Genomic DNA, 13902 nt, shown 5'->3' with positions numbered 1-13902 from the left:
GAATGGTATGGTCACAGTACGTGAACAGTTACCTGAACAACTAACTGAGTTGTCAGAGGAAACGACTGTAGAGCATGCCGCCGAAACACAAGTCGGTTTAGCCTCATGGTTGGATCGGGTTCGTGAAATATTAGATGGGGCAGAGCTTAAACAACTCGAAGAGGTTGCGCATTTAACCCTGCAAAAAGAGTTAGATTCAACGGTTAATCATCGTTCCAATACATTTGCTACTGGTGTTGGAATGGCTGATATTCTGGCGCATTTACATGTAGATGAAGATACTTTATCTGCTGCGATGCTTTATCGTAGTGTTCGTGAGGACATTACTGATATAGAAGAAGTGAGGCGCAAATTTGGTGAGCAAGTCTATAACCTTGTCAAAGGCACTTTGGCAATGGGTAAGCTTTCAGAGCTCATTGAAAAAAATAAACGATTAGAAGACCATTTTAATAATAACCAGCGGGAACATTTAAGCGGCATTTATAAAATGCTGATTTCTGTGACCGAAGATGTTCGTGTTGTTTTAATTAAGTTAGCCGAGCGTACTTATTCTTTACGAGAGCTCGCAAACTCATCACGTGAGCGTCAAGAGCGGGTCGCACGTGAAATTCTAACTATTTATTCTCCATTAGCGCATCGTTTAGGTATTGCACAGCTTAAGTGGGAACTAGAAGATTTAGCTTTCCGCTATTTGGCACCAGACCGTTATAAAGAGATTGCTTCTTTACTCAATGAAAAGCGTTTGGAGCGTGAACATTATATTCAATTCGTGATTGATCGCTTAAAGAATGAGTTGGCGTCTTACGGTATTGAAGCTGAAATTACAGGTCGAGCAAAGCACATTTATTCGATTTATCGAAAAATGAAAAGTAAAAACCTGAGTTTCGATCAGCTTTATGATATTCGTGCCTTACGTGTGTTAGTGAATAGCGTACCAGAGTGTTATCACTCATTAGGTATTGTTCATCAAATTTGGCGTCATATTCCACACCAGTTTGATGACTATATTACCAACCCGAAAGCAAATGGTTATCGCTCATTACATACTGCTGTAATTGCTGAAAATAAATCTTTAGAAGTACAAATTCGTACTCATGAGATGCATGATGAAGCAGAATTAGGCGTATGTTCGCACTTTAACTATAAAGAAGGCTCAAAGAATACCGACCATTCTTTTAACCATCGTTTGCATTCGCTTCGTGCTGTTTTGGAACATTACCAAGAACGTAATGAAACCACAGTACATCAAAATGAAGACGAGACAGAAGGCTTTGATCAGCTTCAAGACTTTGAGGGTTTTGAAAAGATTTATGTCTTTAGTCGTGATGGTGATATTAAAGAATTACCACGTGGTTCAACTGTTTTAGACTTTGCTTATCATGTACACACAGAGGTAGGGAATAAATGTTATGCAGCGCGTGTTAACCAGCGCTACGTGCCATTAACCTATACGCTAAAAACAGGTGAGCAGGTTGAGATTTTAACCAAGAAAGACCGTGAACCAAACCGTGACTGGTTGGTGAATTCTTTAGGTTATATCAAGACATCTCGTGCACGTGACAAGCTACGTCACTGGTTCAGACAGCAAGATCGTAGTAAGAACCTTGAAGTTGGTCGTGAGTTACTGAACAAAGAATTGTCTCGATTGGCGATTCACCCTAAGAGTATCGATCTTAACGACTACTCATCACATTTTAATGTGAAAACAGGCGATGATATTTTGGTTAATCTGGTTAGCGGCGATATAAGTCTGCATGCCTTGATTAACCAGATTAATCGCCAAATGCATCTGGATCAGGATGAGCCTGAACTGGTACTTAAGCCAACATTAAACCCACGTGCCAGCCATACTTTGTCTGCACATGGTATTTTGATTGATGGTTTAGACAACGTAGAGCTACATATTGCACAGTGTTGCCAACCAGTCCATGGTGAATCAATTGCTGGCTATATCACATTGAACCGTGGCGTAAGTATTCACAAAGTCTTGTGTTCTGATTATCAGCGTATGATTAAGCAAGAGCCAGAACGTGCTGTTGAAGCCGATTGGGAAATGCAGCCAACTCGTGGTCAAAGTGTTCAAATTGTAGTTGAAGCTTATGATCGTCGTGGTTTGCTCAAAGACTTAACTCAAGTGATTTTCTCTGACCAAATTAATATCCGTCAGGTAAATACAATTTCTGAGGCTGATGGTATTGCCAATATGAAGTTGCTCATTGAGGTGAAAGGTTTGGCTCAGCTTTCACGTTTGTTGGCTCGTTTAGAGCAACAACCGGGGATTATCAGCGCACGACGTATGATTCAAGGTGTTTAAATAAACTAAGTAAAAAGGCCGTCAATTGACGGCCTTTTTTATAAGCTACTTTCTCGATAAATAAATATTAGTTAACCGATTTAAAAACTGTGGGCTTATTGTTGAGAGTTGATAAAGTAATTTGGTTTTTATACCAACTGGAGTGTGCGTAGGTGTCCAGAAATGAGCTTTTTTCTCGACAAGTGAAAGCACCTGTTGAGCAATATCGTTGGGTGTTAAATCGACTCCCATGTTTTGAATACTGCCAGCATCCATATTATTGACCATCGCAGTTTGTACAAATAACGGCATCACATCTAAAACACGAATACCGTATTTCTTCCATTCCACATCTAAACCTTCGGTAATTCCTCGAACTGCAAACTTACTGGCTGAATAAGAAATAAGGTCAGCTTGTCCGTAAATTGCAGAAGCTGATGAGAGGTTGATGACTCGTGCAAAAGAAGCTTGCTTTAAATAGGGCAGTGCAGCATGGCAGCCGTTGATTACGCCATTTACATTAATATTGATTGTTCTTTGATGTGAATTGATATCGATGTTTTCAAAGGCCCCAGAATATAAAATTCCTGCGTTATTCACCAAAATATTAAGCTCGCCAGCCCAGTCGGTAAATTGTTTTAATATATGTTGCCACTGGCTGTAATCACTAACATCTAAATAGCCAGCGCATGCATTAGGTCCTAACTCTGTTGCTAAGCTTTGAGCAAGTGATTCGTTAATATCATAAATGCCTACTTTATATCCTTGTTTATAAAATACTCGCGCAATTTCTGCGCCAATACCTTGAGCTGCGCCACTAATCAGAATGCTATGTTTCATCTTTTTTTCTCTTTATCGTTACAATATGACGAATGATTTGCCGCTTTAATTTTGATCATAGCAAATTAAGATTTTAAATTTACTGACCAACTTTTTAAACTTGAGGGTTACCATGGATAAATTGCTTAAAATTATGCAAGAGCTACGTGAAAAATGTCCGTGGGATCAACAACAAACCCCAATGTCACTGACAAAATATGCGATTGAAGAAGCATATGAAGTCGAAGCTGCCATTCGTCAGGGCGATATTGATGAGATTCGAAATGAGTTGGGTGATTTGCTACTACAAGTTGTATTTCAATCACAAATGTTTAGTGAGCAAGGGGCGTTCAATTTTCAAGATGTGGTTGAGGCAATTAGTGAAAAATTAATAAGACGTCATCCACATGTGTTTCAAGCTGATCAATTTAATAACTTAACACCCGAACAAGTCAGTGAGCTATGGAAACAAATTAAACAACAAGAAAAGCAAGGCAAGCCGCAATCAAGATTAGATGAAATTAAACATGGTCCTGCACTGTCTCAAGCACAGGAAATTCAAAAAAATGTTGCAAAAGTCGGTTTTGATTTCGAAACAGTAGAAGATGCTTATGCAAAACTAGAAGAAGAACTCGGTGAGTTCAAAGAGGCGCTCAAAAGTCAAAATATTGATGAAATTCAAGACGAATTTGGAGATTGTCTGTTTTCATTAGTCAATGTAGGACGTAAACTTAATATTTCAAGTGAAACTTCACTTTTATCAACCATACATAAATTTAGAAGTCGTTTTGCTTTTATTGAAGAGCAAGCCATAAAACAGCAAAGAACATTAGAAGACATGACTTTGTCCGAGATGGATGAATTGTGGAATCAAGCAAAACGACAATTACAAACAGGGGAAAAACGACATGCGATACAGCATGAGACATTGGAAAAATAATTGCTTTATTCTAATGATGTTGTACTTAGGGGGAATTTCACCTTCGGTTTTTGCTCAATCTTTTGATCAAAACTTTCAGGAATGGAAGGCTAAACAGCAGATGTATGACCAAAAGTTAAACATCTCTAAGCCTTCTCATTCTTATGGTTCTAAAAATTCTTATACTAAGAGTTCTAATGACTCTACAGGGCAAATTCACTTGAATCAGGCCACTGTAAATGAGTTTCAGCAGTTAAAAGGCGTAGGTGAGAAAAAGGCGCAAGCGATTGTAGAATATAGACAGAAGAACGGAAGTTTTAAAAATATTGACGAAATTAAAAATGTCAAAGGAATCGGGCCTGCTATTTTTGAAAAAAATAAATCGCGTTTAGCCTTATAAAAGTTCTGTTCGTCAATTATCATTTCCTGCGCAATCTAAAGAGAATCAAATTGCCCTTTGTGTGTGTTAGAGCTATGATTAGCGACAACTTGTTATTTACGTCCTGACGTAGGAGACAGCGTCTTTTGCAAACCTTGCGAGCGTCAAAATGTGGTTTGTCCACAGCCCAACTTCCTTCTTCGATTTTAGATGTGATCGATAGTCTGAACAAAGCAGGCTATGAGGCTTATATTGTTGGGGGTGGTGTCCGTGATTTAATGCTAGGACTCAATCCTAAAGATTTCGATGCAGTCACCAATGCAACACCTTCTCAAATTAAAGAAGTTTTTGGTCGTCGATGCCGAATTATTGGTCGTCGATTTGAATTGGCACATGTCTATTCAGGGCGTGAGCTAATCGAAGTTGCTACTTTCCGTGCTCCTCCTAAAAAAGCAGTCACCAATGCTTCAGGCATGATTTTGCGTGACAATAACTGGGGAACAATAGAGCAGGACTTTGCTCGACGCGATTTTTCTATCAATACGCTTTACTACCAACCACGTAAGGGTATTGTGCTCGATTTTTGTAAAGCAATTGATGATGTCAAAAATAAGACTTTACGTTTATTGGGTGATCCTGCACAACGTTTTGAAGAAGATCCGGTGCGTATGCTACGGACATTACGTTTTGCAGCGAAGCTAAATTTCAAGATTGATTCAAATATTCTCGATATTTTTGATGTTGAGATGACACAATTGCTTCGTGATGTTTCTCCGCACCGTTTATACGATGAGTCTCAGAAGCTTTTCACAATGGGTCATTTGGCACGTGTATTACCAATGCTAATTGAATTTGGCGTGTGGAAGCAGCTTTTTGCTGATATTCGTCCAGATCTGACGCCATTTATTCAACGCGCTGCAAAAAATACAGATCAACGTATTCAAATTGGTAAAACCATTAACCCAGCATTTTTCTATGCGGTTTTATTGTGGCAGCCATTTTTAGAACGCTGTGATTTTTATTTAACAAAAGGTGTGGTTCCAGCAGAAGCTCGTGCGCAGGCCGGTTTAGATGTTTTAAAACGTCAAGCCACACGTACAGTCATTCCTCGTTTTGCTGAAACTTTTATTCGTGAAGTTTGGGAAATGCAAACCCGATTGCTTAATCCAAAGCCACAGCAAATTGAAGCATTGGCAAGCCATGCGCGTTTCCGTGCAGGTTTTGACTTCTTATTACTTCGTGAAAAGTCAGGTGATGACACAACGCAAGGAATGGGGAGTTGGTGGGATGCTTACCAAGAAATGTCAAATGACGAAAAAGAAGCTGCGATTAGCCAATATAATCGTCAAAAAGCGAAAAGTCGTCGTAAGGTTGCTGCTGAACCGATTGAAAGCAATAGAGTTGATGTAGAAATTGAGCCTTTGGTAGACGTTCCAGAACCTCGAAGCCGTCGTGGTAAGAAAGAACGCTCACGACAAGAGCAGTCTGTTGATCGCTTTATGGAAAAATCTTCTGCATCACAAGCTAACATGACGAGTGATCACCCCATTTTAAAGCGCAAGCGGGTACAACGTGATTTGAGCCAAGTTATTTTTGGGCCTACACAATGACAGTAACCACGTATATTGGCTTAGGAAGTAACCTAGGTGACTCACGCCAGATTTTGTCTGAAGCAATAGCTAAGCTTAAATCTATTGGTGAAGTGAAGGTCTCCAAACTGTATCAAAGCCCACCCATGGGTCCTCAAGATCAACCTAACTATCTAAATGCAGTCGCTCAGCTAAAAACCGAGTTACTTCCTCTTGACTTACTTGACCAGCTCCAGCGCTTTGAACGGGAAGCTGGGCGTGTGCGACTACGTCATTGGGGTGAGCGAACTTTAGATCTTGATCTACTGATTTATGGCAATGAAAAAATACAAAATGAGCGCTTAACTGTGCCGCACGTAGGAATACTGCAAAGAGATTTTGTTGTGATTCCTTTATTAGATTTAGATGCTGATTTACATATTAATGATCAGCCACTTAAAAATTTAGAACTCTTACAGCAGCCGACGCTGACTGTACTTGCTGATGAGTCTTGGGCTTAAGCCTGACTTATACGTTCTGCAAACTCCTGTAGAGGATACCATCATGATTAGTCTTAGTGACTTAAGAAAATTTAAAGCCGAAGGACGTAAGTTCTCTTGTCTAACTTGTTACGATGCAAGTATGGCAAAAGCAATGGAACTTGCTGAAATTGATACTATCTTAATTGGTGATTCTCTTGGAATGGCAATTCAAGGTCGTGATTCAACGTTACCTGTAACTGTTGAAGACATGGCTTATCATACGGCGGCGGTGCGCCGTGGTAACCAGCATGCATTGATTATGACTGATTTACCATTTATGAGTTATGCCACTTTAAACGATGCTTTGCAGAATGCGAAAACAGTTATGCAAGCTGGTGCCCAGATGATCAAAATCGAAGGCGGTGCATGGCTAAGTGAAACGGTACAAGTGTTAACGCGTAATGGTGTACCTGTATGCGTTCATTTAGGTTTAACACCTCAATCTGTGCATGTATTTGGTGGTTATAAGTTACAAGCTAGAACACGTGAAGCTGCGGATCAACTGATTGCTGACTGTACGGCTGTGGTTGAAGCTGGAGCGGCGGTACTATTGCTTGAATGCGTTCCAGCACAACTAGGCCAAGAAATTGCTGAGCTGTTCCCAAATACTCCAGTGATTGGTATTGGGGCAGGTAATGCGACTGACGGTCAGGTATTGGTTGTACAAGACATGTTAGGTTTGACGTTTGGCAAGGTTGCACGTTTTGTGCGTAACTTCATGAAAGAACAGTCTGGTGAAACAGCTATTTTAGATGCTTTTAAATCTTTTCATGCTGCTGTACAAGATCAGTCGTTCCCTGCCAAAGAACATACTTTCAATGTTGAGCTGTAATTCATGAAAACAGAAACCACTATACAAGGCTTAGCTGCTTCTTTAAATCCTGCTAGAGCTGCACGTAAAATCATTGGTTTTGTCCCAACTATGGGAAATCTACATGAAGGCCATCTCACACTTGTTCGTGAAGCGAAGAAGTTATGTGATGTTGTGGTTGTAAGTATCTTTGTGAATCCGACCCAATTTGGTCCGGGTGAAGATTTTGACAACTATCCACGTACTTTGGAGCAAGATAGCCGTCTACTTGCAGATGTTGGCTGTGACATCGTTTTCGCACCTTCAGTCGAGCAAATGTATGGTACACAGCCTCGTTTAACTAACATTAGTGTTAGTCAAATTACGGATGACTTGTGTGGTAGTTCACGCCCAGGACATTTTGATGGTGTAGCGCTGGTTGTCACAAAACTCTTTAATATTGTGCAGCCAAACTATGCTTTCTTTGGTCAAAAAGATTATCAACAGTTAGCTGTAATTCGCCAGTTTGTTCAAGACTTAAATATTCCGTTGGAAGTTATTGGTGTGCCTATTGTTCGTGCCGCAGATGGTCTGGCATTGAGTTCGCGTAATGGTTATTTGACGCCTGAACAGCGTCAAACGGCACCAGTCATCTATCAAGGTCTAAAGCAAGCTGAAGAACAATTACATCAAGGTAAGGATTTGCAACAAGTCTTGGCAGATTTAAAAACGTTGTTGACAGACAATGGTTTTGTTGTGGATTATGTGGAAGCTCGTCAGTCAAATCTGTTACCTGTTACTCAATTTGATCGTAATATTGTGTTGTTTGTTGCGGCTAAGTTGGGTGGGACACGTTTAATTGATAATTTACAAGTTGCCTTTACACCTCAATAATACATAAAAGGACAGCCATGCCATGAAGCGTATACTTATCGTGACAGGACAGTCTGGTTCAGGAAAATCTTCAGCTCTTCAAGTGTTGGAAGATTTGGGCTATTACTGTATTGATAATTTACCTTTGGCATTGCTGCCTGAAATTGTGGCAAAGCTAGATCATGAAAATAATCTTGAACAACTCGCTTTAGGTGTAGATGTCCGAAGTACACGGGCAGATATGCAAGAGTTCGATCATGTTTTTGAGCAACTACAAAAGCATGGTACGGTTGATGTGATTTACCTGACGACACAAGATCAAGATTTAATTGCTCGATTTAGTGCTTCACGTCGCCCGCATCCGTTGGCGAACCGTTTCAAAAGCCTTTTACAGTGTATTCATGAAGAAAAGCAGTTGCTGATTCCAATTCAGTTCCGTGCCACTGTTCATATTGATACCACAGATAAAAGTGTTCATGATTTAAAACATATCTTGCTGTCAAAATTAGGGCAGTCGGATAACCTGATTGTTATATTGCAGTCATTTGGTTATAAACATGGCATTCCTTTAGATGCTGACTATGTTTTTGACGTACGGCATTTACCAAATCCACATTGGGATTTAGAATTACGCCGTTTTTCTGGTTTAGATGAGCCAGTAAGACAGTTTTTAGAAGCAAGTCCGCAAGCAAATGAAATGTTTGAGGACATACACCACTTCTTAAAAAAATGGTTGCCTGCATTTGCTGAAGGGCATCGTCACTATATGACGATTTCAATAGGTTGCACAGGCGGCCAGCATCGTTCAGTTTATATGGTAGATAGACTAAAACAAGCACTTGAGGCAGAATGGACTGTTCAGGTCTTACACAGAGAAATGAAGCACTGGTCATGATAGACACAACTGTTGATGTAATTAATAAACTCGGTTTACATGCACGTGCATCAGGAAAACTGATAGAGGTCACTACGAAGTTTCGTTCGTCAATTCAGATTGGTAAGGGCGATCATTTGGTAGATGCAAAGAATATTATGTCGTTACTGATGTTAGGTGCAGGTAAAGGGACCACTTTACGTTTGGTCATTGATGGCGCTGACGAAGAACAGGCATTAAATGAAGTACAGGCGTTATTCGCCGCAAAATTTTATGAGGCAGATTAATCGTGGCACGTCGTCCCCAGCGTTATACTGAAGAAGATTTTGATTCTTTAGAAGGACGTGCAAGTAAAACCGAACAGAAAAAAGCAGTTCAACGTATGGCTGCTTTAGGTGAGCAGTTAGCACAACTTTCTATCAAACAGATTCAAAAACTTCCGGTTGATGAGCGTTTAATTGATGCTCTTTTAGAAGTCCAGAATATTAGTTCGTTTGAAGCACGCCGTCGCCAGTTTCAGCGTGTTGGTAAACTCTTGCGTAATGAAGATGAGACAGTCATTTTGTCTTATTTGACACCTCAACAAGGTGCGAAAAAGCAAGCTCAACTTATGCGTTGGGTAGACCGTATGATTGAACAGGGTGATCCTGCAATCAATGAGTTTAGCAAAATTTATAATGCATCAGAGCGTCATACTTTGCGTCAGCATGTGTTAAGAATTAACCGTGATAAAACTCAGCAAGTTGCAGAAGCAGATCTTGAAGCATCTAAAAAGAAGTTTATTAACTACGTGCAACAAATTGCTTTATTGTCAGATCAAGGCTAATACCTTTCAAATAAAAAAGCGACGTTCAATACGTCGCTTTTTTATTTGAAAATATTTAAACGCGCTCCTTTGCCCATTCACGCAAGATAAATTTTTGTAATTTGCCTGTTGATGTCTTTGGAATTTCGGTAATGACCACATCCTTAGGAACTTTAAAGCGAGCAAGCTCTTTTTGGCAGTGTGCAATAATTTCTTCAGGAGTTGCTGTAGCACCTGTTTTTAATTCAATAAATGCACATGGTACTTCTTGCCAACGTTCATCGGGTTTTGCCACAACAGCAGCTGTTAAAACTGCGGGATGCTTATATAAGACATCCTCAACTTCTAAAGATGAAATATTCTCTCCACCGGAAATAATAATATCTTTGGAACGATCCGTAATTTTTGCATAACCATCTGGATGACAAACCGCTAAATCTCCAGTGTGGAACCAACCACCTGCAAATGCCTCTTCAGTTGCTTTTGGATTTTTTAAATATCCCTTCATCACAATATTGCCACGGAACATAATTTCTCCCATGGTTTCACCGTCATTTGGTACAGGTTGCATCGTTTCAGGGTCTAGCACTCGCATACTGTCCTGAAGTGGGTAAGGCACGCCCTGACGTGAATGTAGTTGTGCTTGTTCTGTAATAGAAAGATCGCTCCATCCTGCTTGAGAGGCACAAAGGGCAGATGGTCCATAGGTTTCAGTTAAACCATAAACGTGGTTGACATTGATTCCAATATTTCGCATACCTTCAATTACAGCGACAGGTGGAGCAGCACCTGCCACCATAACTTCAACATGATGTTCTATGCTTGGCTGCTTTTCTTTCGGTAGATTAATAATCATGGACAAGACGATTGGAGCGCCACAGAAGTAATCAACTTTATGTTTAGCAATAAGCTGCATCACCAGTTCGGGGTCAACTTTGCGTAAACAAATATTGGTTCCGCCACTTGCTGCAATACTCCACGCAAAGCACCAGCCATTACAATGGAACAGAGGAAGCGTCCATAAATAAACGGCTCGAGGTTTCATGCCACAGGCTAGAATATTGCTCGCTGCATTTAAGTAAGCCCCACGGTGGTGATAAACCACGCCCTTAGGGTTGCCTGTTGTCCCAGAGGTGTAATTTAAGCTAATCGCATCCCACTCATCTTGCGGCAAATGCCATTCGAAATTGGCATCACCTTGAGCAATCCATTCTTCATATTCAAATGAACCAAGAAATTGATTTTCACCCTCATATTCTTCATCAGCCACATCAATCACAATAATACGTTGGTTAGGAATCAGTGAGAGAGCTTCTCTGGCTAAATTAACAAACTCTGGGTCAACTAAAAGTACTTTAGTTTCAGCATGCTCTAGCATAAAGGCGATGGTTTTAGCATCTAAACGAGTATTTAATGTATTAAGAACAGCACCAGCCATAGGTACAGCAAAATGCGCTTCGATCATTGCGGGTATATTGGGCAATAATACAGAAACAGTATCATTTTTAGTAATACCTAATTGTTGAAGCTGAGAGGCAAATTGCCGACAACGCTGGTAAGTTTCTTTCCACGAAATATAGCGAATGCCATGAATAATCGAAGCCTGATCTGGATATATATAAGCTGCCCGTTCTAAATACCGCAAAGGGGATAACGCAACAAAGTTTGCTTGTGTACGTGGTAATTCATCGTATGCACTAACCATGTGAAACAACTCCATGTTCTATTTTTTAATTCATTCTTTGAAAATATGACTTAATATTAATCAAAGCATTAATGCTTTAGTCTTAAACAGAAATACCCCTCAGTCAGAAAATGAGCACAAATGCTATTTCCATCATGTTAAATCAGTTCTGATGAATAATTATCCTATTTATGTATTTCTTAAAATTTATGAGAAACACTTACGAAAGTCACTTATTGCTGTTTACCGTATAACCAACATCTATTTATGATTTTATGGGCACAAAGGTTTTCACTTGGCGTGAACAAGTGTAAAATCTTTCTGGTTTTTAATTTTGATTTACACCGTTTTTATATTTTGAGGTTCGCCTCGATCATAATCTCGCGGTGAAATGCTCCTTCGTATAGGGCATCACTCCTTAAGGATTTTTTTTATGCCAATTATCACATTGCCAAATGGCGATCAAAAAAGTTTTGATCACCCTGTATCTGTTATGGAAGTCGCTCAAAGTATTGGGCCTGGTTTAGCAAAAAACACCGTTGCTGGACGAGTAAATGATCGCCTAGTTGATGCATGTGACTTAATTACCGAAGACTCGACCTTACAAATTATCACTCCAAAAGATGAAGAAGGTCTTGAGATCATTCGCCATTCTTGTGCACACCTTGTAGGGCATGCTGTAAAGCAGCTTTTCCCTGAAGCTAAAATGGTGATTGGTCCAGTCATCGAAGAAGGTTTTTATTACGATATCTGGATGCCACGTCCTTTCACATTAGATGACATGGCAGCGATCGAAGAGCGTATGAAAAAGCTCATCGACCAAGATTACGATGTTGTTAAAAAAATGACGCCACGTGATGAAGTCATTGCTGAATTTACTGCACGCGGTGAAGAATATAAATTACGCTTGATTGCAGACATGCCTGAAGAAACACAAATGGGCTTGTACTACCATCAAGATTATTTAGATATGTGTCGTGGTCCGCACGTACCAAATACTAAATTTTTAAAATCATTCAAACTTACAAAAATCTCTGGCGCTTACTGGCGTGGTGATGCGAAGAATGAACAGCTTCAACGTATTTATGGTACTGCTTGGGCTGATAAAAAACAGTTAGCAGCTTATATCAAGCGTATTGAAGAAGCTGAAAAGCGTGACCATCGTAAAATTGGTAAAGCGTTAGACTTGTTCCATATGCAAGAAGAAGCACCGGGTATGGTGTTCTGGCATGCAAACGGTTGGACTATTTATCAAGTACTAGAGCAGTACATGCGTAAAGTTCAGCAAGATAATGGTTACCAAGAAATTAAAACTCCACAAATCGTAGACTTTACGCTTTGGGAGAAATCTGGCCATGCAGCAAACTATGCAGAAAATATGTTTACGACTCATTCAGAAAGTCGTAACTATGCTGTAAAACCAATGAACTGTCCTTGTCACGTTCAAGTGTTCAACCAAGGCTTGAAATCTTACCGTGATTTACCAATTCGTTTAGCTGAGTTTGGTTCTTGTCACCGTAATGAACCATCTGGTTCTTTACACGGTATTATGCGTGTTCGTGGCTTTACCCAAGATGATGCACATATCTTCTGTACTAAAGAACAGATCGGAAAAGAGGTTGCAGACTTTATTAAACTCACTTTAGATGTTTATAAAGACTTTGGCTTTGAAGAAGTTCAAATGAAGTTGTCTACTCGTCCGGAAAAGCGTGTAGGTGATGACGCACTTTGGGATTTAGCTGAAAAATCTTTAGCAGATGCTTTAGATGAAGCTGGTCTTAAATGGGAGTTGCAGCCGGGTGAAGGCGCATTCTATGGTCCAAAGATTGAGTTCTCTTTAAAAGACTGTCTTGGTCGTGTATGGCAATGTGGTACCATTCAGTGTGACTTCAACTTGCCAGTTCGTTTAGACGCTTCTTATGTAACTGAAGAAAACGAACGTGATCAGCCTGTAATGTTGCACCGTGCAATTCTTGGTAGTTTTGAGCGTTTTATTGGTATACTAATTGAACACTACGCTGGTTTTATGCCGCCTTGGTTGTCACCTGTACAAGCATGTGTCATGAACATTACCGACGCTCAAGCTGAAGCAAGTGAGCAAGTTGTGGCAAAACTCAAGGAAAATGGCCTTCGCGCTATTTCTGACTTGAGAAATGAAAAAATCGGATTTAAGATTCGTGAGCGTACTCTAGAGCGCATTCCTTACCTGTTAGTTCTTGGTGATCGAGAAGTTGAAGAAGGTACAGTGAATGTACGTACTCGCTCAGGAAAAAATTTAGGTACTATGTCAGTGGATGCTTTCATTGACTTAGTGAAATCTGCCGTCGCCGAACGTGGCCGGTATATTGTGGAGTAA

Annotated in this window: 13 protein-coding genes; 11 read left to right on the top strand and 2 right to left on the bottom strand. The window is 40.1% G+C overall.

What is annotated here, in order from left to right; all coding sequences use genetic code 11:
• Window positions 1-7: 7 nt before the first annotated feature.
• Window positions 8-2314 (top strand): RelA/SpoT family protein, encoded by a 2307-nt coding sequence (locus NE363_RS15420; protein WP_004698623.1) that lies wholly within the window; start codon window positions 8-10, stop codon window positions 2312-2314.
• 45 nt (window positions 2315-2359) lie between these two features.
• Here NE363_RS15420 and NE363_RS15415 read toward each other — a convergent pair whose 3' ends face one another.
• On the bottom strand, window positions 2360-3133 hold the full coding sequence (locus tag NE363_RS15415; protein ID WP_445535401.1) for an SDR family oxidoreductase: 774 nt from the start codon (window positions 3131-3133) through the stop codon (window positions 2360-2362).
• A gap of 112 nt (window positions 3134-3245) precedes the next feature.
• Between NE363_RS15415 and mazG the strand changes: the two genes are divergently transcribed.
• The 9 genes from mazG (at window position 3246) to yjgA (ending at window position 9883) form a co-directional block, all read left to right on the top strand.
• Entirely contained in the window at window positions 3246-4052 is an 807-nt protein-coding gene (gene mazG / locus NE363_RS15410; protein WP_445535400.1) for a nucleoside triphosphate pyrophosphohydrolase, read from the top strand.
• Window positions 4021-4431, top strand: a complete 411-nt coding sequence (locus NE363_RS15405) for a ComEA family DNA-binding protein (RefSeq protein ID WP_445535399.1) — start codon at window positions 4021-4023, stop codon at window positions 4429-4431. The genes mazG and NE363_RS15405 overlap by 32 nt, the downstream gene beginning before the upstream one ends.
• Before the next feature lie 125 nt (window positions 4432-4556).
• A complete protein-coding gene (gene pcnB / locus NE363_RS15400) occupies window positions 4557-6020 on the top strand; it encodes a polynucleotide adenylyltransferase PcnB (protein ID WP_068934874.1) in 1464 nt (487 codons plus the stop codon).
• Complete coding sequence (gene folK, locus NE363_RS15395; RefSeq protein ID WP_445535398.1) at window positions 6017-6499, top strand: 2-amino-4-hydroxy-6-hydroxymethyldihydropteridine diphosphokinase; 483 nt, start codon at window positions 6017-6019, stop codon at window positions 6497-6499. Before pcnB ends, folK begins: the two co-directional genes overlap by 4 nt.
• 43 nt (window positions 6500-6542) lie before the next feature.
• Window positions 6543-7352, top strand: a complete 810-nt coding sequence (gene panB / locus NE363_RS15390; protein WP_004698602.1) for a 3-methyl-2-oxobutanoate hydroxymethyltransferase — start codon at window positions 6543-6545, stop codon at window positions 7350-7352.
• Between the two features lie 3 nt (window positions 7353-7355).
• Window positions 7356-8204 carry a pantoate--beta-alanine ligase gene (gene panC / locus NE363_RS15385; RefSeq protein ID WP_077162710.1) on the top strand — a complete coding sequence of 283 codons (849 nt, stop codon included), beginning with the start codon at window positions 7356-7358 and terminating at the stop codon, window positions 8202-8204.
• A 22-nt stretch (window positions 8205-8226) separates the two neighbouring features.
• The gene (gene rapZ, locus NE363_RS15380; RefSeq protein WP_019458134.1) at window positions 8227-9078 is read left to right on the top strand and encodes an RNase adapter RapZ; all 852 of its coding nucleotides are present in this window, start codon (window positions 8227-8229) and stop codon (window positions 9076-9078) included.
• Entirely contained in the window at window positions 9075-9344 is a 270-nt protein-coding gene (locus tag NE363_RS15375) for an HPr family phosphocarrier protein (RefSeq protein ID WP_019458135.1), read from the top strand. Before rapZ ends, NE363_RS15375 begins: the two co-directional genes overlap by 4 nt.
• Window positions 9345-9346: 2 nt before the next feature.
• A complete protein-coding gene (gene yjgA / locus NE363_RS15370) occupies window positions 9347-9883 on the top strand; it encodes a ribosome biogenesis factor YjgA (RefSeq protein ID WP_004698595.1) in 537 nt (178 codons plus the stop codon).
• A gap of 55 nt (window positions 9884-9938) precedes the next feature.
• Here yjgA and NE363_RS15365 read toward each other — a convergent pair whose 3' ends face one another.
• Window positions 9939-11567: an acyl-CoA synthetase gene (locus NE363_RS15365; RefSeq protein ID WP_445535397.1), complete on the bottom strand. Its 1629-nt coding sequence runs from the start codon at window positions 11565-11567 to the stop codon at window positions 9939-9941.
• 412 nt (window positions 11568-11979) lie between these two features.
• On the opposite strand from NE363_RS15365, the gene thrS reads away from it, so the two are divergent.
• Window positions 11980-13902: a threonine--tRNA ligase gene (thrS, locus tag NE363_RS15360; RefSeq protein ID WP_019456642.1), complete on the top strand. Its 1923-nt coding sequence runs from the start codon at window positions 11980-11982 to the stop codon at window positions 13900-13902.

Source organism: Acinetobacter sp. G18 (assembly GCF_052660225.1).
Note: the sequence above shows the minus strand (reverse complement) of the source record. Positions and strands in the feature narration are given on the sequence as shown.